At 34.9% G+C, this 21,329-nt stretch carries 22 protein-coding genes and 1 pseudogene; 9 read left to right on the forward strand and 14 right to left on the reverse strand.

The annotated features are described in order from the left end of the window. Nucleotides 1-155: 155 nt before the first annotated feature. Nucleotides 156-290 (forward strand): hypothetical protein, encoded by a 135-nt coding sequence (locus MKX49_RS20995; RefSeq protein WP_336866855.1) that lies wholly within the window; start codon nucleotides 156-158, stop codon nucleotides 288-290. 337 nt (nucleotides 291-627) lie between these two features. On the opposite strand, the gene MKX49_RS21000 is transcribed toward MKX49_RS20995, so the two are convergent. From MKX49_RS21000 to MKX49_RS21020, 5 genes are all read right to left on the reverse strand, one after another. Further along, nucleotides 628-1,425 (reverse strand): fumarylacetoacetate hydrolase family protein, encoded by a 798-nt coding sequence (locus MKX49_RS21000; RefSeq protein ID WP_034304454.1) that lies wholly within the window; start codon nucleotides 1,423-1,425, stop codon nucleotides 628-630. 536 nt (nucleotides 1,426-1,961) lie between these two features. Then, nucleotides 1,962-2,171 carry a hypothetical protein gene (locus MKX49_RS21005; RefSeq protein WP_034304456.1) on the reverse strand — a complete coding sequence of 70 codons (210 nt, stop codon included), beginning with the start codon at nucleotides 2,169-2,171 and terminating at the stop codon, nucleotides 1,962-1,964. A gap of 180 nt (nucleotides 2,172-2,351) precedes the next feature. Further along, entirely contained in the window at nucleotides 2,352-2,576 is a 225-nt protein-coding gene (locus MKX49_RS21010; RefSeq protein ID WP_340877646.1) for a hypothetical protein, read from the reverse strand. 14 nt (nucleotides 2,577-2,590) lie between these two features. Continuing rightward, nucleotides 2,591-2,830: a hypothetical protein gene (locus MKX49_RS21015; protein WP_340877647.1), complete on the reverse strand. Its 240-nt coding sequence runs from the start codon at nucleotides 2,828-2,830 to the stop codon at nucleotides 2,591-2,593. A 665-nt stretch (nucleotides 2,831-3,495) separates the two neighbouring features. Continuing rightward, nucleotides 3,496-4,350, reverse strand: coding sequence for a LysR family transcriptional regulator (locus MKX49_RS21020; RefSeq protein ID WP_340877648.1), 855 nt, complete (start codon nucleotides 4,348-4,350; stop codon nucleotides 3,496-3,498). Nucleotides 4,351-4,544: 194 nt separating this feature from the next. Between MKX49_RS21020 and MKX49_RS21025 the strand changes: the two genes are divergently transcribed. After that, nucleotides 4,545-5,795: an MFS transporter gene (locus MKX49_RS21025; protein WP_340877649.1), complete on the forward strand. Its 1,251-nt coding sequence runs from the start codon at nucleotides 4,545-4,547 to the stop codon at nucleotides 5,793-5,795. Nucleotides 5,796-6,249: 454 nt separating this feature from the next. Here the strand turns inward: MKX49_RS21025 and MKX49_RS21030 are convergent, their stop codons facing one another. Together MKX49_RS21030 and MKX49_RS21035 are read right to left on the reverse strand one after the other, a co-directional pair. Further along, a complete protein-coding gene (locus MKX49_RS21030) occupies nucleotides 6,250-7,548 on the reverse strand; it encodes a CitMHS family transporter (protein WP_340877650.1) in 1,299 nt (432 codons plus the stop codon). An 847-nt stretch (nucleotides 7,549-8,395) separates the two neighbouring features. After that, nucleotides 8,396-9,247 (reverse strand): MurR/RpiR family transcriptional regulator, encoded by an 852-nt coding sequence (locus MKX49_RS21035; RefSeq protein ID WP_251542115.1) that lies wholly within the window; start codon nucleotides 9,245-9,247, stop codon nucleotides 8,396-8,398. Between the two features lie 680 nt (nucleotides 9,248-9,927). Here MKX49_RS21035 and MKX49_RS21040 point away from each other — a divergent pair. Both MKX49_RS21040 and MKX49_RS21045 read left to right on the forward strand, forming a co-directional pair. Beyond that, complete coding sequence (locus tag MKX49_RS21040) at nucleotides 9,928-10,608, forward strand: RraA family protein (protein ID WP_081395730.1); 681 nt, start codon at nucleotides 9,928-9,930, stop codon at nucleotides 10,606-10,608. 20 nt (nucleotides 10,609-10,628) lie between these two features. Beyond that, nucleotides 10,629-11,522, forward strand: coding sequence for a prephenate dehydrogenase/arogenate dehydrogenase family protein (locus tag MKX49_RS21045; protein ID WP_283901949.1), 894 nt, complete (start codon nucleotides 10,629-10,631; stop codon nucleotides 11,520-11,522). Between the two features lie 788 nt (nucleotides 11,523-12,310). On the opposite strand, the gene MKX49_RS21050 is transcribed toward MKX49_RS21045, so the two are convergent. After that, nucleotides 12,311-13,270, reverse strand: coding sequence for an alpha/beta hydrolase (locus MKX49_RS21050; protein WP_340877652.1), 960 nt, complete (start codon nucleotides 13,268-13,270; stop codon nucleotides 12,311-12,313). Beyond that, entirely contained in the window at nucleotides 13,270-13,893 is a 624-nt protein-coding gene (locus MKX49_RS21055; protein WP_340878589.1) for a GNAT family N-acetyltransferase, read from the reverse strand. The genes MKX49_RS21050 and MKX49_RS21055 overlap by 1 nt, the downstream gene beginning before the upstream one ends. 330 nt (nucleotides 13,894-14,223) lie before the next feature. Between MKX49_RS21055 and MKX49_RS21060 the strand changes: the two are divergent. After that, a pseudogene (locus MKX49_RS21060) lies at nucleotides 14,224-14,385 on the forward strand (IS4 family transposase); the annotation flags it as partial. 46 nt (nucleotides 14,386-14,431) lie between these two features. After that, entirely contained in the window at nucleotides 14,432-14,827 is a 396-nt protein-coding gene (locus MKX49_RS21065) for a hypothetical protein (RefSeq protein ID WP_336866849.1), read from the forward strand. A gap of 78 nt (nucleotides 14,828-14,905) precedes the next feature. On the opposite strand, the gene MKX49_RS21070 is transcribed toward MKX49_RS21065, so the two are convergent. Continuing rightward, nucleotides 14,906-15,397: a hypothetical protein gene (locus tag MKX49_RS21070; RefSeq protein WP_340877653.1), complete on the reverse strand. Its 492-nt coding sequence runs from the start codon at nucleotides 15,395-15,397 to the stop codon at nucleotides 14,906-14,908. 292 nt (nucleotides 15,398-15,689) lie between these two features. Further along, nucleotides 15,690-16,223, reverse strand: a complete 534-nt coding sequence (locus MKX49_RS21075) for a hypothetical protein (protein ID WP_340877654.1) — start codon at nucleotides 16,221-16,223, stop codon at nucleotides 15,690-15,692. Nucleotides 16,224-16,613: 390 nt separating this feature from the next. Between MKX49_RS21075 and MKX49_RS21080 the strand changes: the two genes are divergently transcribed. Beyond that, nucleotides 16,614-17,561, forward strand: a complete 948-nt coding sequence (locus MKX49_RS21080; RefSeq protein WP_231892157.1) for an IS110 family transposase — start codon at nucleotides 16,614-16,616, stop codon at nucleotides 17,559-17,561. A gap of 92 nt (nucleotides 17,562-17,653) precedes the next feature. Continuing rightward, nucleotides 17,654-17,845 (forward strand): hypothetical protein, encoded by a 192-nt coding sequence (locus tag MKX49_RS21085; protein ID WP_101226107.1) that lies wholly within the window; start codon nucleotides 17,654-17,656, stop codon nucleotides 17,843-17,845. Between the two features lie 165 nt (nucleotides 17,846-18,010). Here the strand turns inward: MKX49_RS21085 and MKX49_RS21090 are convergent, their stop codons facing one another. Continuing rightward, nucleotides 18,011-18,310 carry a hypothetical protein gene (locus MKX49_RS21090; RefSeq protein ID WP_336866847.1) on the reverse strand — a complete coding sequence of 100 codons (300 nt, stop codon included), beginning with the start codon at nucleotides 18,308-18,310 and terminating at the stop codon, nucleotides 18,011-18,013. 339 nt (nucleotides 18,311-18,649) lie between these two features. On the opposite strand from MKX49_RS21090, the gene MKX49_RS21095 reads away from it, so the two are divergent. After that, on the forward strand, nucleotides 18,650-18,853 hold the full coding sequence (locus tag MKX49_RS21095) for an alpha/beta-type small acid-soluble spore protein (protein WP_034315006.1): 204 nt from the start codon (nucleotides 18,650-18,652) through the stop codon (nucleotides 18,851-18,853). A gap of 320 nt (nucleotides 18,854-19,173) precedes the next feature. Here the strand turns inward: MKX49_RS21095 and MKX49_RS21100 are convergent, their stop codons facing one another. Together MKX49_RS21100 and MKX49_RS21105 are read right to left on the reverse strand one after the other, a co-directional pair. Further along, nucleotides 19,174-20,058, reverse strand: a complete 885-nt coding sequence (locus MKX49_RS21100) for an alpha/beta fold hydrolase (protein ID WP_336866846.1) — start codon at nucleotides 20,056-20,058, stop codon at nucleotides 19,174-19,176. Between the two features lie 344 nt (nucleotides 20,059-20,402). Next, nucleotides 20,403-20,948 (reverse strand): hypothetical protein, encoded by a 546-nt coding sequence (locus tag MKX49_RS21105; protein ID WP_340877656.1) that lies wholly within the window; start codon nucleotides 20,946-20,948, stop codon nucleotides 20,403-20,405. Nucleotides 20,949-21,329: the final 381 nt, after the last annotated feature.

Below are 21,329 nucleotides of genomic sequence, written 5' to 3' on the forward strand. Positions count from 1 at the left end.
CATTATCGTCTATCAACAATAGCTGACACCATTACATATTAAATGCTATATGGATGTTTTCAAATCAAAACGAGGCCCTTCACTCGTTTGGTGAATAAGTCGCCATCTAATAGTCCATCTTAACAAATGAAGCTACATGGAGGGAGGTTCTAGGCATGAGCCAAAAGCGTGATAAAGGCAATAGTCAGAAGGGAAAGGCTAAAAGCAATACAGTAGACCCCGTGATTGCAACAGAAGACTTGGAAAAAGCAATTTATCCAACTAATAAGCCCCCGCGCAATGCTAAATAAGTACAATCTCGTGACTTCTTTGCTTTTCCAAGAAGAGCTTGCAGGTAAACGAAACTGAAGGGTCAAGCATTCCGCTAACATGAAGGATTACTTGGCTCTTCATCGAAATAATAGACTTTTCGAATTACCAAAATACCAGTCGTCATTATCTAGTGTATCTTCCCATCCAACACTTATATTTCTAATAGCCTGTTATTCGTTTCAATCACACCCCAAATGTTTATCTACATAGATACTTTATCCATTCTTTATTAAACTAACCTGCCCGATGCATAAGAAAAAGCTGCCTTAAAGGCAGCTCTGATCTTTTTTAACGTATTAAGAATTCCAGCAAATCCTACTGGACACCATTACATAACCGACCGATATTCTCGACTTCAACAACGACTTCATCCCCCGACTTGATCATGCAGCTGCCAGATGGTGAACCCGTGGCCAAAATATCGCCGGGCTCCAGTGTCATTACCTGTGAAAGCCAGCTGATCAAAAATGGAATGCTTAGAGACATTTCATTGGTATTTCCGTCTTGGACAACGCGGCCGTTTAAAGTGGTCACAATCCTTAAGTTTGTAGGATCTACCCCGGTAACGATGCATGGTCCCAAAGGTCCGAATGTATCAAATCCTTTGCCCCGCGTAAACTGTGGATCTTTTTTTGTAAGATCTCTTGCTGTCACGTCATTAAATATCGTGCAGCCGAATACATAATCAAGCGCATCTTCTTCTTTAATGTTTTTTCCGCGCTTTCCAATGACAAGGGCCACTTCCCCTTCAAGTTCCACTTGATTGGATAGCTCGTTTGGAGGAAGGATAATATTCTCCTTGTCTGCAATAAGCGAAGATAATGGCTTTAAAAATAAGAATGGTTCAACAAGGTTTGCCTCTCCACCCGTTTCCTTCGCATGACCTGCATATGTCCAGCCGAAATTAACCACTTTCGAAGGTTTTACAGGTTCCAAGATTTTCACGTCACTATATTTCAGCTCGACCCCGTCATACTTTATTTCCTTGTTGACAAGTTCAGCAAAACTGCTAGACAGTTGTAATATCATGTCATCCTCAACAATACCGTAATGTATATTGCCCTGTTGATTCTGATAGCGAACTATTTTTTGTGTTTTTTGTAGCACATGCATTATGAATAAACTCCTTTGATGATTAAGATTACCACAGATATTATAAAATCCGGTTCTCCTATACTATAACATGCCTGTTCTTTTACGGGAAAAAAGAGCTCTCGTCGCGACTCCATCTTCTACTAAACCGACCTTTAGTTCAATAAGAAAATTATTTAACTATGTATTTGATGGAACCTATCATTTTTTATAATTTTATCTGTGCATTGCCTTATATAGGCTGCAATACATATTCCGATTGGCAGCCTCAGTAGTACATTCCCCATGAAATGTTTACCACCCAAACTTGTATAATATTTTCTAAACAAATCCAGTCTATTAAAGACTTGTTGCTTATTGATTATCTCAAAATATCAAAACTTTTGTACTGGTAATTCGTCCCTTTTCAGCCAACCTGCCTTGTTAGTGCCATAAAAAAAAGGCTGCCTCAGCAACCTTTTTGTCTGTTGGATCAAATGGGTGGCTTCACCTTTAACCCTGATCTTTTGCTCCTGATAAGGTAGTATAGAAATCAGCACTTCGTTTCTTTGTATACGTTATCGAGTCGCTTTAGGCGGTTGGCACACATCACATTTACGTTGGTTATTATTTTTAAATTTCTTAAATGTTTTTTCAAAGTTGCTTCCACATGTACATTTAAATAGTAACTTTTGAGAAAAACCGTGATATTCCGTCGTCAGCAACTTACTTTCCGAATTCTTCTCAACAAATTCTTTAATTTGACCAATCGTCCATTGTTTATTCATTCTCTTACACCTCCATATTTAATCGCTATCGGAGGCTTTTCTAGGCATCCGTTCAAAATAGTAATTTTCGTAAGTTATTCATTATAACATGAGCCGGCACTCAATCAAACAACTCGTTTGTTGAATAAGAAAAGGAGCTGCTGAACAGCTCCTGGAAATGCACCCGTTAGTTCAACAAAATCACTTAGCCTTATTATGCAATTGAAATGACTCTTCAGAACCAACCCATTTTACATTTACTTTTATAACTTCGCCTTCACCTATTATTGCTCCATTTTCTGATCCACCTCTAATTGTAAATACTTTTTCACTAGGTGGTTCTTTGTATGCCTCAGTTTTAGTTCCGCTTGAAGTGGTTGTTTCATAAGTATATTCCAGGTTTTTCATGGAAGATAACTCTTTCAAAGCCCCCTTATATTTTAATACAAGTTCATAGCTATCTTTGCTAGAATGAGTGGTTTATTCGTTTTTCTCTCCCCATAATTCAGTTCGCTTTCTCCTGTAAATTGATAATTATGCTCAGTCATTTCCTCCGAATTAGTATCTTTTTTAGTGGTTTCCAAATTAGTGGTATCCGAATTAAAATCCTTGTTAGTGCTGTTAGATCCACAAGCTGTTAAAACCATCATTAAAAATAATACAGTAAAAATTTTCTTCAAATTATATCCTCCTTAATGATAAAAATGAATTTTTTTCAATTTTACCATTTAAAGGTTTTCGTTTTGGTTTCGTTTGAAAATTTTTTATTCCACTAACCTGCCCCTTTAGTTAAAGAAAGAGCTGCCTTAAAGACAAGTCTGATCTTCAGCTAACGCCCCGTTAGTTCATTAAGACTTACTTCCGACACAATTAGTTAAAATAAACTTTTTACTAAACGAACTATCATTCTTGGAATAATAGTTAAGAGGTTAAAAACGAATTCATATAAGATTGAATCACGAAATTCAATCATTATCCCTTTGAAAAACCTTCTTTTTTGCCTTTCCTTTTTCATCTTTTTCATCCTCTTTATCTTTTATACATATGGTTGCTTCTATCTTGAAGAAATCCCATAGTTGCAACCAAAATCACTAGAAAGATACCTATACACGCAGTAACTATACCTTCTGTTTTGTCTTTTGCATAAAAACAAATATATGTATTAAAAGAGACAAAAATTAAAAAAATTAATAGCTTTGTAACTAAGTTAATTTTATTTATTGCTCTCACAGGAAATCACATTCCTTAATGGTGAATTAACGATATCAAATTAAAAGCCCCGATAGTTCCATAAGAAAAAGAGCTGCCAAAAAGCAACTCTAAAGATAAAACCTCTTTTTTGTAATTATCCAATCGTCTTCAGAACATTTTTAAATTGTACGATATTGTTCTGTTCGCGGTCGTTCATCTTATAAACGAAAACGGTATTAATGACATTGTTAAAGCTTAATTTGTAAAAGTGAATGTTTGTATAGTTATATAAATCTATAAGCTTAGTATTCAATACTGCAATGGTATTGCTGATTTGCAAAAAATCTTGGATACTGCTGATTGATTTTATTTCCTTTAATTTATATGGTATTTGATTATTCATAAGCCATTCGGTCACAGCTCTTGTATACATACAACCTTTACTCAATACGAGCAATGTAATAGGTGTTTTCCAATCAAAATTGATGATATGGTCCTTACTTGAAATGATCTCGAATGTTTCGGATGCAACGATGTCATAAGTTAAGTCGGGATATTTCTTAATAGGTTCACTAATGAGTGCACAATCTAATTCAGAATTGTGCACTTTTTGGTTTATGGCATTACTGGAATCTACGGCGAAATCCACATCCATTTGAATGTCGTTCTTCATATTCAAAGTATTCGCGATATGGGCACCATAGATTTTCAAGGTTGTATGTGATGTGCCAAAATCCACTTTAGAGTTAGTTTGAATGGCACCAATGTTTTGTAAAAATTCTTCGTACTCTTGTGAAATAAGTTGAAGATAGTTTTTATACTGTATTCCTACGCTAGTGATTTTCAATCCTTGGGGCGTGCGTTTAAAAACAAGTTTTCCAATTTCCGACTCTATTTTTTTCACTTTAGCCGTAAGGGCGGATTGAGTATAGTTCGTGATTTCTGCAGACTTACTTAAATTTTGACGGTTTAATATTTCAATTTTCAATGCTATTTCTTTGATGTTCATATAGTTGGCACACCCTATAAAAAAAATTTATGAACCCTATCATTTTCCTCCATTTTACGCTTCTGGGCAGTCAGAGTAAACTCTAGTTAGTTAATAAGTAAGGGAGACTAGATAATGCTAGAAGCTAAAAATAAGAATTTATCCCACCGAATTATTATTGAACGATACATCAAGCATAGGGGGAGAATTTCTTAATGCATACATATTATAAATGGTTAATCGTATTGGTGGCCACATTATCCCAAACTGCAGCAACCTTTGTGACATATGGCATGGGACCCATCGCTGCATTTTATCAAATTGAATGGAATTTAACACCACTTCAAACAGGCTTCATTGTTTCAGCGGTCAATATTGGTCCGATGTTTTCAATGCTGGCGTTCGGTTACTTGATGGATATAAAAGGGGAAAAACACATTATCGGGTGGGGGAACATTTTATTGGGCCTCTCAGCTTTAACGCTAGTTTTTGTTAATGATTATATTGTATTGCTGCTTTTATTATTGTTGGTCGGTATATGGTACGGAAGTGCTCAAACCGGTGGAAGCACAGCCATCGTAAAATGGTTTCCAAACGAACATAGAGGTCTGGCTCTAGGGATAAGACAGACGGGAATACCGCTTGGAGGATCTCTAGCCTCTGTAGTTTTATCCTATACATATTATCATTTCAATTTGTCATCAGTACATATAGTACAAGGGATCGTAGCAATAATGGGAGGGCTGCTCTTCCTAATATTATATAACGAACCAGAAAGAACGGGTAAAACGGGATCAACCTCGGTCGGGTTCAAGGAGAAAATGAGTGTCATCAAGAATAATAAAGAGTTATATCCGATGTATATAGTAGGTGTTGTGATGATGTCATTACAGATGATTATCATTGGGCATTTTATGAGTTATTTGCATAACGAAGGGGGCTATGCATTAACAGAGGCAGGAAAATATTTAAGCGTCGTTTTAATAGGTGGTATGGTTGGACGGGTAGTCATCGCATGGGCGAGTGATCAATTCTTTGAAGGTAAAAGGGAAAGATTATTGCTTATTGTGATGGCTGTTACCGTAATTCTTACAGTTATGCTGCCACTCATCATGACTGTTGATATGAAAATCTTGATGCTATTATTTTGTTTTCTTTTGGGTTTTGTAGCCATTGGTTGGTATTCCATTTTTATTGCTTGTATCACAGAGCAATCGGATTCACGTTTTATAGGTTTAACGGTGAGTTCAGCATTGACATTAAATCAATTATTCATTGTCATAGCACCCTCTTTATTCGGTTTAGTCGTTAATCTATTGAACAGTTATCAACATGCCCTATATTTGGCCGGAATATCTGTAGCTTTAGGAGCGATTAATTTATACAGAGTAAAAATAAAAAAAAGAACGGATCATGGGATCACCACAAAGTTTGATCAAATTAATACAAACAACCTTGATAAATGAATAAATAGAAAGGGCATGTTTTGAAAAATGCCCTTATACTATTAAAAAGAGATTGATCATATTTGTGTTCCTTAATCAACTAACGCACCCATTAGTTTAAGTACAAAATTTCACATACATTTTCAGTTAAATTAACCCTATACTTTTTCTATGCAAAAGCTATACCGTATTCACTGTTTTTTTTAGTAAAGATCAGCAAAAAAAATAATTATTCATCTCCATTACCCATTGCTATACCAAGGCTAACTAAGCTTCCTGGACTTCTTTTTTTTAAAGCTTTTGTACGCTGCTTAATCCTGGTGCATTAGAAGTTTATTAAAAAGTAAAATCAACTTTTTAGTACTTTATAAATAAGCGTGAAATAAAATAGTTACAATAATAAGTAATTCTAGACCAATAAAAGAGAGAGCTATTTTGAAATACTAGCTCTCTGGAATTTATTATGTTTATATAATTAAATGGATAGTACTCCGAACAATACACCAACAATTATCATAACTAATGCTGTACCTACCGCATACTTGGCTGTAAAGCGAATATGATCACCTATTTCTATACCAAGAAGCCCCATTAATATATAGATAGAACCTTGGAGTGGACTTAACAAGTGCAAGGGTTGTCCTAATAAAGAAGCTTGTCCAACTTCCATCGGATGGATACCGAAGTTGGCAGCTGTTTCTGCCATAATCGGAATAATCCCGAAATAAAAGGGAGCATTCGCCATGAAAAATGTAAATGGCATGCTTATAAGTGCAACAATGACTGTTAATTTTGGTCCGAGAGAGTCTGGAATAACTGCTATTAGGGTATCTGCCATCGCGCTAACCATGCCAGTACCATCTATAATCCCAGTAAATACACCTGCTGCAAATATCATGGAGACAACAGTTAATATATTACCTGCATGTGCGTGTAAGCGATCCTTCTGGTCCTGCAAGTTTGGATAATTTACAATCATAACGATGGCAAAGCCGAGCATGAATAACGCAGGCAACGGTAGGAAGCCCGTAAGTAAAGCTGCCAATACTAAAATCGTAAGGCCTAGGTTAAACCAAAATAATTTAGGTCGTTTTATTGATGAGTCCATTCCTACCTCAACTGCAGCAGCAATTTCTTCTTCGTTAAAAGCTTCAATATCGATAACTCCTAATCTCTTACGCTCACGTCGACCCAAGAAGTAAGCCACTCCTAAAATCCATAACACACCCGCAATCATAGAAGGAATGATTGGCAAAAGCAAGTCTATTATATCCACTTTTACCGCCGCCGTAGCTTGGGCAGCTGGTCCCCCCCACGGTAACAAGTTCATAACCCCCATCGCTAATGCAGGAATGCAGGCCAAAATGAGTTTATTCATACCCAGTTTATTATATAAAGGAAGAAAAGCTGTTACTACAATAAGGTAGGTAATAGTACCATCACCATCTAAAGCAACTACCAATGATAAAATTGCAGTGCCCAGTACAATTTTTAATGGGTCACCGCCTACCATTTTTAAAATTCTTGATACTAGTGGATCAAATAATCCTGTATCAATTAATACACCAAAATAAAGAATGGCAAAAATAATCATAATAGCAGTAGGAGCTATAGTCTCGAGACCTTTTAACATCATCGGTCCTAAATCCGTAAATCCTGCAATTAGCGCAAAAACGATTGGAACAACCGTAAGTGCACTGAACGCTGATAAGCGCTTACTCATGATTAAATACATAAATACCACAATCATGGCAAATCCCAGAAATGTTAACATAGTATGCCCCCTCTTTATCTTCCCTGAATTTTTAGAATACATGTTGAATACGTTATTTCGAATCATATATGAAAATTTTCTATAGTATAAGTTAGCACTGCTTAATGGACTATTAACATCATTTCATTGTAAGGGTTTACAAAATTGACATTATTGAATTCCCCTATAATTGTTGCTATGAACCATATCTTGAAGTACTAGTAATTATACATCCAATTGATCATTAGATCCGTTAAGATAATATTACCAATACGCTGGTATCTTGCTCTTTTAATAGTCTCATCTGATTTTTACAGTTTTAAATTATTCACTTAATTACACCTCTTTTTCATTTTAAATTTTTTTATGAATCACCACTTTAATTAAAGAGTGCTCATTACATGTAAGAAATTTTTCTAATAGTTAAAGTAACATAAAGATCATTTATTACCTTTAAACAAAAAAACTCAAAAAGATAACGTTTTCAAAAACCTTTAATTTTAAAAATAAAGCAATATTCGGTGATACTTAGATTCCAATAGTCATTCAGCATATTATAATAATTACTTTTACTGAAATATTCAGACATATACTGGTGAATATTTTTAACAAAACCAGAAATTGGAGAAAACAAACTATATCCCTAAGAATTAATGTTCTTTTTGTAGTAATATTTTTTACATTTATAGTTTATGTTGTAATATTTTTAACTATTAAAAGCATACTATCATGGATGCTTATTAAAAGTAAACCTTTTTTTATCAAGCAGAGAGTAGATGATGGTGAGTAGGATATCTGGTTAAGAAGAAATAAAAAGGTGATAGGAACAAGGATTCAATTGAATCCTTGCTCCTATCACCTTTTAAATTTAATCACTATAGTGATAATTCATTTTGGTAAGAATTGAATTAATTTCATCAAGACGATTTTTGGTTTTTTCAGGATAATTGATGGCTATGGCGCTTACAAGATAATCTGCTACAAGCATAGATGCTATTGGTGAATTATGAAAAGCGATACTACTAGAATTACATGGCAAGACTAAATCTGAATACTTAACTAGAGGAGAAGAATAACTATCAGTAATAGAAATAATTTGTGCCTTATTGTCTTTAGCTGCCATCGCGAATTCAACAATTCTTCTAGCGTATCTTGGAAAAGAGGTTGCGATGACTAAATCCTTCGAAGTAAAATTAATTCCTTTATCAACCCAATCGCTTAAATCAGCAACAATCAATTCACAGTTTCCAAGTAGACGATTAAGTCCAAAAGTTAAATGTTGTGCCACTGGTAATCCACTTCTCACACTGGTACAAAATATTCGATCTGCAGACACAATCATTTCCACCGTTTTATTTAAACTCTCCGTGGAAATCATCTCTACTGTAGATTGAATATTATTGAGTTGACTTTCTGCAGAGCGAATCCACAAATCACTTTCATTTAAATCTTTTAAATTTGCCTCTAATCTAATTTGAGGAGCTGCTCTATTACGTAAAAGTTCCTGAAGTCCTTTTTGAAATTCAGTATATCCCGAATAATTCAGACTAAAAGTCAATCTCATAATGGTGGTAGTACTAGTTCCTACAATTCCAGCCAACTGATCTACGGTTAAAAAAGCGACATCCACAGGATTTTTAATAATATAGTCCGCAACTCTTTGTTGTGTTTCTGTTAATTCTGATATCTTGTTTTTTAGTTTTAATATTGGGTTTTCCATAAGATTCGCTCCAATTGAACATATTATAGTGTAAATTTTATATTTTTTTATTCTAATAAAGTATTTATTACGATATTCAATTGAATTTTATCATTTTTATTTATTAATGTAAAAAAGAGTCCCTTAATAAGAGTATTAATAATTTCCTTACCTGAAACTTCTAGAACGTATGCATAAACGTATGCATGATTACTTCATAAGTAGTAAATAAAATTAATTTCTATTAGCACTTCGGAATAAATGAGCTAATAAAGGTGATTGAACCTTTCAAGTTAACAATCTAATTCGCTTTCTTTGTTCTTAAGCCCTTTTTCTTCTTAAAATTCAGTTTCTTTTCAATGTCATTAAAAAAAGGGTTTACTTTAATAAATAACGCTGTTAGTATACATTTAAGTTATTGGTAATAAATATTACCCCCAAACAAGTTTTAGTAATATTTATTACTTTAAAACTAAAGTTAAGAAAAATAGTGGATTTTCCAATGACCTACAAATCTTTTTTTGTCAATAAACTTAGAAAAATAACGTGACAAAGTGTTGAAGAGACAGGAAATACACTAAAAATTATGTAATTTTTGAAAGCGTTATCTTAGTTGATTGTACATCAAAGATAACAAGTTACATTTAGTAGCTAATTGTTTAGTTAATGGAAACATAAAAAAGTAAAAGGAGTGTATGTCATTGAGTAACTTAGCACCGTTATTGTCGGAAGAAATTATCGAAAGAGCAAAACGTCTTAACACTACACTTATATCAGATGCGATGGGATGTACAGGTTCTATGGATTATAAAATAAAGCCTGTAGCACCAGGTATGAAAGTAGTTGGTACTGCTCTAACTGTAAGCTTAAGACCTGGAGATAATTTGTTCCTTCATCAAGCTATCTATGATGGGAAAGAAGGTTATGTATTAGTTGCGGATGGAAAAGGACATACTTCAAACGCCTACCTTGGAGAATTGATGGCAGGAGCTGCGAAAGCCATTGGACTTGAAGGAGTCATCATTGATGGATTAGTTCGTGATAAAGAAACACTTAGCGAATTAAAATTTCCTATTTTTGCAAAAGGATTTATTCCAAACGGTCCTCTTAAAGATGGTCCTGGTGAGCTTCATAAACCTATTTCTTGTGGAGGGGTATCCGTAATTCCAGGGGATTTGATCATTGGTGATGATGATGGTGTTATTGTGGTTCCAAGAGACAAGATTGAAGTGGCTCTTTCTAAGGCAGAGAAAAAACTAGATTATGAGAAAACGCGCATAGAAACCATTACAGCTTATGAAACAACCCGCAAGCAAGGCAAACCAGAAGGAAGCATTGAACCTCCTTGGTTGAGAGAACAAATAAAAGCGTATGGACTATAAAAAGAAGGGAGAACTTTAGAATGAAATTAGGTTTTATTGGATTTGGAGAAGCAGCCTTTGAATTATCCGTCGGATTAAAACAAGAAGGTTTAGAAAAGATCCTGGCTCATGATGTCATGTTAGACCATCCTACTTTCGGTCCACAAATAAAAGAACGGGCTATACAAGCGCAAGTGGAGCTTCGTTCTAATCCCGAGGGCGTATTAAATGAAGTTGATGTAGTCATGGTAGCAGTGCCAGCAGATAAAGCTTATGAGGTTAGCGAAGTGTTAAAACTCCATCTGAAGAAAGATTGTATTTACGTTGATGTATCGGCTTCGACTCCTGTAGTAAAACAAAATATTAACAAAAACATTCAAGAAAAGAATGCATTTTTTGTCGACGCAGCAATGTTAGGGCCCTTACCAGTTTATAAACATAAAGTTCCTATTTCAGCAAGTGGCAACGGAGTGGATCGGCTTATCGCATTAATGACTCCATACGGCATGGATATAACTAAGGTGAGTGAGAATCCTGGCGACGCTTCTGCTATAAAACTAGTCCGTAGTATTTATATGAAGGGAGTAGCCGCCCTTTATTTAGAGTTGTTAGAGGCCGCCCATGAATTTAATATAGAAGAATTGGTTTTAGATTCGATAAGTGAAACTATGGATAGCAAGAGCTTTAAAGAAACCATGAATCGATTAGTAACGGGAACGTCTATTCATGCATTAAGAAGATCAATTGAACTAGATGGTTCTATCCAAATGTTAGAAGCTTCTAATCTTAATTCAGTCATGTCTAAGGCAGCAAAAAACAAATTAGAAAGATTAGCTACATTCAATTTGAAAGAGAAGTTTAAAGGTCAAAAACCGGATTATTGGTTAGAAGTCATTAAAGCATGCAAAGAAGAGAATACAATTGTAAGTAGTTAAATGAAATAAGCTATATTACTATTATGGGGTACCACCATTGTTACCTGGTCCTTTGTGCTTCGAATCAATAACACCGCCCCTTGGATTTTACATTATCTGCCTAAGAGAATATTGATTTTTAGTGTGACAACTTTTTGTGATGGTAAATTTGTTTATTTCTCCAATGCTATTGCACAAAACAGAGCAACCCTTCGAGGATAGAGATTTTATAACTGAACTTCAATTATCAAGACCCAAATTATAAAAACCTTAATAAATAAAGGAGAGCACATATTAGCCATGTATAATATGTACTCTCCTTTTTTCTTTTAGTGAACTAACGCACCCATTAGTTCATTAAACCCCCAAACATTACCGATAATTACATGCTTTAACCTATAGGCTATTTCTTCCTCTATTATTGTTAGGAATAAGTGCCTTTCGAAAAAGGAAAGGGACCAAACAGAATGAAATTCCTTAGCCCATTAGAAAGCGCGACAATACAAAATACATTGAAAGAGTTTTTTTAAAAATTAAAAACATAATTCGTTTTAGTTAACATAATCGACCTAATACTAAAGGAAAAAAGAATCTTCGATTGAAGATCCCTTTATACTACATATTCAACTAACGCCCTGTTCGTTCAACAAGAAAACTATCCTTTTTTTTATTTAACAAGCACTTTCTTCTTTTTAGATTCTATTTGGTCCTTCTTTATCTATCATTCGTTTATCGACTGAATTGAATCTCTTTAATAACAACAGTAGGATTATTAAGAAGGAACCTAATTGTTTTGGTTGGTGTACATATCAATTATGCAACAATTCCCGAAGTTTTATTGTCATTTCTTCTAGTGCTTGTTTTGCTCCATCTACAGTCCCGATCATATTGATGAAACTATGGACCAAATCCTCATAATGCAATAGTTCTAAGTTCACGCCAGCTTCTTTCAGTCTCTTGCCGAAAGCTAAACCCTCATCTCTAAGAGGATCCAATTCAGCTGTAACAAGTAAAGTCCTTGGTAAGTGTTTCGCACATGGAACCTTAAGAGGTGAAACGAATATTTCTGAGCCTTCAGAAGAATCGTTCAAATAGTGAGCCCAAAACCATTTCATCTTCTCAGTCGTCAGATTAAACTTGTAATTCGCTTTGTAAGATAACGTGTCAAAGCTGTAATCCATTACCGGGGTAATCAGGAATTGATGGGACAGTTTAAATTCTTCATCACCTTTGAAAAAAATTGCTGCTGCGGCTGCAAGGTTTCCACCAGAGCTTTCACCACCTACCGCAATTCGCGTCGAGTCCCCATTCAATTTTTCCACATTTTGAAACGTCCATTTCACGGACTCGACTGCATCAAGAAATGCAGCTGGATACTTATGTTCAGGAGCCAAGCAATAACCAACCGAAACGACGACGATACCAGCCTTACTTGAAAAGTAACGACATACATTATCCGAACTATCTAAATCCCCGAATACCCAGCCCCCTCCATGAAAGTATACGAGAACCGGGAAAGGGCCTTCACCAAAAGGAGTGTAGATTCGTACTGGTACTTCTTGCCTCATCGCAGAAGTGATGGAAGTATTTTCAATCGTTACACCATTGACAGGAATCGGTGTGAAATAACTTCTTGCGATTTGATAAAACTCCCTTGATTGCTTTGGTGTCAGAACATCCAAGGGTGGATGGTTTAGTTCGATCATTTTTTTACTAATGGAATTAAGTAATTTGGTTACTTGCGGGTTGATCGCTGTTTTTACCGCCATCAGACCAATTCATTCCCAAGTTCTGTAAACGTGTGCAACATTTCTACCTGGATATTCTTTTCTTTCAGTTTTTTCTCAACGGATTGTCTTTCTCCAACGATTAAGGATGCCTTCTTTTGCTGCAAGTCGATTCTGTCTACCACTTTTCCACCCAATTTTTTTAAAATGGGTATGACAATTCGGTTGCGGATATCCGGTTCCCCGATGATCCTTTTTGTCCCATACTGATTATATAAGAAAATAATCATCGCTCTGATGATGGAAAGTCCATCCTCCTTATTTAAAAATGAACGCGGTCCAATCAGCAAGTGCATGCCTAAATCACCTTTCTGATAATCGTAATACTCCCGAATCGGATCGTCTTTGACCGAGTATGCAATCAGATAGCAAACAGGGGTTCCATTGAATGTACCAATGTAGACATCCTTATGTTCAGCTTCGATCGAATTATGTAACCATTTTTTGAACTCAGGCATAGGAAGATTGAGCTTCCAAAAGGGTGCGATGTGATTTTGGTGCATCCATTCATAAAGCATATCCAAGTCTTTATCAAAGTCAACTGGGCGGAATGTAAAACATTCCACTGTCTCCCCATCTCTAACAAAAAATTCCGTTTCATACATTTTGAGCAATACTATCTCCACCTATCCATTATTGATAATGATTATCAATATCATATATAATTGATTATAATAATATGTAATTACACTTGTCAACAAACCTTTTCGACCTAAGTAACTAAAATAAAAGACAACTGAATGTTGTGAATTCAGTTTTCTTAAATTAATGGTAAAAATACTTCTTTCTTATAACTTTTTTCTAATTGGGTACCTCCATGACGCTATCCAAACTAGGGGTCCCTACCACATGCCCATCAAGCTAAGGCAAATCATTAGCCCCTAAACGAAAAAAACACTATCCTTTCTGTAATATGATAGAAAGGATGGTTTTTTATGTGCCGAGATGTTTCAGATGAACTGGACCTCTTTTCACTAGAATTGCAACAATCTTTGTCTCCTCATGTTCTCAAACAGTTGGCCAAAAAGGTCGGTTTTGTTCAAAGAACGAGTAAGTATCAAGCCAAAGATTTAGTGGCGTTGTGGGTGTGGTTAAGTTAAACAAGAACTCGAAAATATTGAAATACCCAAAGAGTTCGAACTGATGAGTCAAAAAGGAATTAACAAAGCCTATAGTGAAATGAATAACAATAGAAAAAAGTCAAAATGGTTAATTGGGTTTATTGCAAGTGCTGCAATTCTATTGCTTAGTATTGGATTATTGTCAACACCCGTTGTAAAGGCATCCATTCAAAACGCTCTTAACGTAATACTGGCTGATAAATTCGAAAAAATGGAAAAGGGTAGCCAGATCCCCCCCCAAGAAGTACTAGTAAGTGTTGAAGAAAACAGTAAAGGTATTCTTTTAAAATATTTTCATGATTACACTTTAAATGAAATCGCAATCACATTGGATATGCTTTTTCTCTTATTACAAATATTAGACGAAAATCTAGAGTATTTGGCTTTACTTTTTTTATTTTGTTTATATTTTTTTTGAATCTGAATGTATTCAAAAGGCCGTCAATTGGCGGCACTCTTATGGCGCTAACGCACCTGTTAGTTGATTAAGGATTAATTAAAACTTAATGTTTAATAATTCTTTCATTTCAAGAAGAACATCAGTATGTTTTTCTTTTGATAAATACATCATTTTCTGTTCTGCTCCATTTGTTTCCCGCTTCTTTCCGTTCGGTTCTTGAAACATAATCCTTCCATCACTAAAAAAATTTATAGTGTATACTTTGTTATCCATGGTTTCCTTATCGGATAAAACAAAAAAGTAATTCCCTTTTTTATTTAATTCTTTACTCTTCTCCAATAACTCCTTATTAGGAGGTTGCACAACTTCCATTTTGTTCACTTTTTCTATAAAAGCCTGTATTTCATTAATATCTGTAATGACCTTTGAAGTTGACTGGGAAGTTACCCCGTCCTCATCAACACCTTGCACTAATAAAGTTGTATATTCATCTTCATTAGGTATTTCCAAAATTTCACTTTTCGTTTTTGTAGTTTCTAAACTACAAGCATTTAAGAATATTATCATTAAAATGCACAAAGAAAACATCTTGAAAATCCTCAAATTTCATCCCTCACTTCTTCCTTCTACAATATATAAATTGAAAAATTATCCATATTTAGTGAACTATCCTGCCCCGATAGTTGCATAAAGAAAGAGCTACCTTAAAGACAGCTCAATATTCAGCTAACGCACCCTTTAATTGAAAAGGAGCATCCGTTTTTGGAGTGACTTTTTTGGCACCTCCTCCATTAATTCAATTTAAAAAGAGACTTTACTCTTTTATCATAAAGTCTCCTTACAATATTCGTTTCACATTTTTCAAGATTCAGAGAAAATTTTACCTTTCTTTTTTGGGAAACAAGGTATAACTAAAACTGATGATAAAATCAATAACCAAGATCAATGTCCATAATCTTAAAGTATTAATCAGTGCTTGAGTCTGAGAAGGATTATTAATCGAAAAGATCATCACTGCTAAAAGAGCTCCTCCTATTAACCAAGAAACAAAATGCCGGAACCATCCTAAGCGCTCCTGTCTAGCATGTTCCCTTCCGAATTTTTTCTTTTTTATAGGTTTTTCACCATTTCCATATTTATAAGCGAAATGCGCATCCGCCCATTTAATCATCTGATGCCCAAACGCTACACTTACCCCTATATAAATGGCAGAAAGTCCATGTACGGTGGTGGCAATAGCTCCATTTTTTAAATCTAAAACAGTAGCAATGAGTAAAATGATATCGACGATTGGTGTACAAATAAGCAACAATGTACCAAGCTTCTTTTTCTTAAAAATATATCTAACAAATAATCCTGCTAAAACAAACACCCAAAATCCAATCTCACAGAAAATAATTAACCAACCAATCAAGTCAACACCCCTTTATTTAATACAACTGTATTAAATATCCACTTCATTATAACAAAAATTTCCAAAATAATTGTGAATTCTTAATGAACTAACCTCCCCCGTTAGTTGCATAAGAAACTCCTATGGCGGCGCTCCTCGCCGCCACCATCTACTACGAAAATCTAAACTCAAAATAGAGTCTAACCCATTAACCCCTTGACAATAATGGAAAATAACAATACAACCAGGCTGAACTTTTTTTGGTGGATCTTAAGGAAGATACCCTGTATAAGAAACTGGTTGTGACAGTATGGAAGAACCATTTAGTGTACTACTAGTACGTATACAAAAATTTTTGTAACAAATCTCCTGTCATATGTATTGTTAATTTTTTTTGAGGTGATTTCTCCTATGGAAGCAATGATTGAACGGTGTGCTGGCCTAGATGTACACCAAGAAACAGTAGTAGCCTGTGTATTATTTGGTCCATTAGATAAAAAGCCAAAGACCTCTATTGAAACTTTTTCAACTACAACAACGGGACTCTTGGCTTTAAGTGATTGGCTCGCTACCCTGCAGGTATCCGATGTTGTGATGGAAAGTACCGGAGTCTACTGGAAACCAATATGGAATATACTCGAAGGTTCTTTTCACCTTGTTCTTGCCAATGCCAGACATGTCAAAAATGTTCCAGGGCGTAAAACTGATGTGAAAGATGCCGAATGGCTTGCCAAGCTTCTAAGATGCGGACTTATTGAAAACAATTTTGTCCCACCAGAGGATATTCGTGATTTACGAGATCTTACTCGTTATCGAAAAAAATTGATTCATCATCGCACATCAGAGCAGAATCGCATTCACAAAATCCTTCAAGATGCTAATATCAAGCTAACATCCGTTCTATCAGACATTTTTGGTTTATCGGGACGTCGTATCCTTGAAGCGATTCTAAATGGTGAAAAAATAGAGACCGATGGTCTTCGAAAAATGGTGGATTGGCGAACAAAAGCAAGTATAACTGACATTGCAAGTGCAATTAATGGTCGTATTCGCCGTCATCATCGTGATATGTTGCGTTACCATTGGGATCATATGGGTTATTTAGAACAAACCATAGAAGAATTGGAAAAACAAATCGATCAACTCCTGTCCCCCTATCGTAAGGAAGTAGAATTATTGGATGGTATACCTGGTGTGAACAAAGCTGCCGCAGCCACTTTTATTGCGGAGATGGGTGTTGATATGTCCGTATTTAAGTCAGCTAAACATCTTGCCTCTTGGGCTGGTGTGAGTCCTGGAAATTACGAAAGTGCTGGTAAAAAAAAACGAGTAAAACCACACAAGGAAATAAAGCTTTAAAAACAATGGCCGTAGAATGTGTATTAGCAACATCAAGGCAAAATAATAGAATTGCTTCACATCGAAAAAGGATTACTAAACGACAGGGGAAAATGAAGGGACGAATCGCTTCTGCCCATTTACTATTAACGATTACTTACAACATCTTAAAAACAGGAGAACCTTATCATGAACTAGGCTCAAATTACCTTGAAGAAAAACAAAATAACAAAGAATTAAAAATGATCGAATACCTAAAAAAGAAAGGCTATACAATCGCTCCATCTGAACAACAAACTGCATAACCAGTTAAATAACGACATAGTACATTTACCCCCATCAAAAAATGAGAATATGGAGGGTTTATTTTAGCATGGCTTTTTACTATTGTGTTTTCATACAAAAAAGCTGCCTTATAGACAGCTCCGATCTCCAGCTAACGCATCTGTTTGTTCAACAAGAAAATCAAATCACAAAAATCGATAGTAACTATCTAATAATTCTTCATAATCACCTGTTGCAATTCTTATGTATGGTTCAACAGTTTTATCATAAGGTGCAAAAAAAGTAGCACTTGCCAGTTCTCTTGTATCTCTCGTTTTAAGTTGATAATCCGTTTTTAGATATACAACAACCCTTATAGGAAATTCCATATATGTACGTAACCAAACCGCAAAGCTTAAGCACGTCCGTCTTACTGATGGATTTACATCCTTTTCACATTTGACTCTTAACCCTGAGCGAAGATATTGCAAATCATTTGTTTTCATAATAATTCACCTATCGTTTCATTTTAATGCATTATTCGTTATCTTCCCGAAAATTCCTTCTTCCACTAACCTGCCCCGATAGCTGCATAAGAAAAAGGCAGCCTAAGCAACCTGCCTTAGAAAGTCTCTCCCTCAGATTATTTGCCTTTCGGAGCTTCTGAAACCCTTCCTTGCGACCCGGTGACTTCAATGTTTTCCTCTGCTCTCTCTTCTAAATCCACAGATGGTATTAATTTAAATTAATCATTGCCTTAATTTATTTTGAAATCTATGTATATAACTCTTAACAATATCAAAACCTATGACCAGCAACACATTATATTCATAGGAGCTGACAACATGGCTAGAAATAACAACAATAATCAATTAGTAGTTAATGGTGCAGAGCAAGCTCTAGAACAAATGAAATACGAAATCGCTAGTGAATTCGGTGTTACACTTGGCGCTGATACAACATCTCGTGCAAACGGATCTGTTGGTGGAGAAATTACAAAACGTTTAGTGCAAATGGCTGAACAACAATTAGGCGGAAGAACTCGTTAATCGAAATCATATGTATTGTTAGGGATAGTGATTGGACTATCCCTATTTATAATTCTCCAAGTAAGTCCATTTATAAAAATATTAATGTCTATGTGTAGTTTTTAAACCAAGATTGACCACAATTCCCTCTTGAAACCACATATTAGTGTAAAAACAGGAATCCATTTTGTTTCAGATACAATTTTTATAAAATAGTTTGATTATTTTTAGTAATCCTTAATGAACTACCAAAGTTCTCACGATAATCACCAATTCACATTTGTGTCGATGACTATATTATGATGAGATGCCTGGAACCTAAATAGCCGTGGTCATACCCCTTATTCAATATGTTTTAGAAAGTCTTCAATCGTTTGTAACAACTTTTCAGGGTACTCCCCATTGATAGCATGAGAGGCGTCTTCAAATAACACCATATTACTGTATGGATTTCTTAAATTTTCTAAACCGATTTGAAACGACTTTTCGGAATGATGCATAGTCGATTGACCAGCCAAAATTCCGAGCACTGGCATCTTAAGTTTCTTCAAATGTTCAGTTTTAACCTTTTCTGGCATTGGCAATTTACTTTTGAATGTTCGCATTCCTGTTTCAATCAATTTGGCAGCCGGCTCACTTTCATCAATTTTAGCACCACCAGAGATATATCTAAGCATTCTTTCCCTTATTGATTTTGGCACTGCTGGTACGGAAGCTGGAATCGAAACTAGAATCATTTTTAGTGGAATAGGACCAAAAACATAAACTGGTTCTACTAATATGAGTGTTTGAATTTTTTCTGGGTGCTTAATTGCTAAATTTGCCGCACTCCATCCACCAAATGACAATCCTAATAAGTTGATTTCCTCTTCTGGCAATTGTTCTAGCACTTGTTTTAACCAAATAGCTTGATCCATATTAGTTTTGATACGTTTTGTTTCTATACTTAACCCTGGCTCACCTATCAAATCAATTGTGTAAACCGGACGGTGTTTTAAGAAGTCATTGAGATTTGCTTCCCACATTGGTGTAGCAGACCCCTTTCCAGGAAGTAACAATAACGGTGTTTTGTCTGGTGTTTCCTCTTCTTGAAATTTGTATAGCTTCACTTTACCAAAATCGGTATTGAGCATTTTTGACTCAACAGGTTGTGGTAAATAGCTCATTGCCTCATGATAAGAATTTATGTATTCTTGCTTACCTTCATTTGTAACGAAACCACTCATTGAACCATCATCTTTGAAAAGACCTGATTATGTACAATAGTATGAATATAGCCAAAGAAACAATAACTAAAATGATCCATCTTTTTTTTCGTAAACATACAAACCTCCTTCTATTCTTACTTAAGACTATGACGTAACGTTATAAAAAATGCTTAAATTAAAGTAATAAACGATATAACCACAGTACCTATTTCTAAAAAATGTGTTGAATATCAGATAACAACCTTCTTTTGATAAATTGAACGTTATTCAATCCTGCCTCGTTAGTGCCATAAGAAAAAGAGCTGCCAAAGCAACTCCCTTATTGAGTAAAGCACCTGAAAGTTGAATAATAATGGTTACATTCATGTTTCTTTATTCTGTAATAATATTTTTTTAACAAAATTACAAAAGTCTTCATTACCATGAACTTTAAAAATTATCTCATTCTCGAACTCAATTGATAACATCCATTCTTTATCCTTACCTATAAGTCCAGTATAAGAAGTACCACCTTCACCTGCGGTATTTTCAGTCAATAGGTAATACAATGGAAATAGTACAGATGTTTTATCCTGTCTCTTTAAACTATAAGTTCCAATGCTTTCTATTACCCTTGAAATATTATCGTGAACATTAACATTAAAATAATTACACCCTTCATTTACCCCAAATATTCTACATCCTTCTAATAAAGATTCATTTAAATCTTCTGGAGAAAATTTTGCAGGTTTTAGATTATGAACAACTGAATGGAAAAGAGTAAGGTGATTATTCAACTCAACCGAATATAAAACTGTACTTGTATTAAAAAAATCATCTTCAAGGAAATCGTTTGGAAATATGTATTGTTCTAACCATTTTCTTATTTCTTTAGATTCCTCATTATCTAATGCAGTAGTTAATCGCACTTACTTCTCACCTCATGTTAAAGAAAAATAGTCCTTCTTTTGTGATTCCATTATATAAAATACATTATTACCTATGAAGTTGTTCAACTATCTGCCCCGAAAGTTGCATAAGGATCCACGAATAAAGAAATATTCATCATCAATTATACACATATCTTCAATCATCTCTATTCGTTTTTCTTGTTCTTCAAATGGTACTTCTTCATAGGACTTCCATAACTCAAGGGAAGTTCATCGTGATAATTTCCACAACATTTACAGTGATAACCAACTTTATAATTACTCATTTTACATCCCCCATATAGTAGCCTTACCTTATCTCAATATTAACCAAAAAAAACAATACTGAGTTTGATAATTTAACCTGACACGTTAGGGGAA

The organism is Peribacillus sp. FSL M8-0224 (assembly GCF_038003055.1).
Lineage (GTDB): Bacteria > Bacillota > Bacilli > Bacillales > DSM-1321 > Peribacillus > Peribacillus frigoritolerans.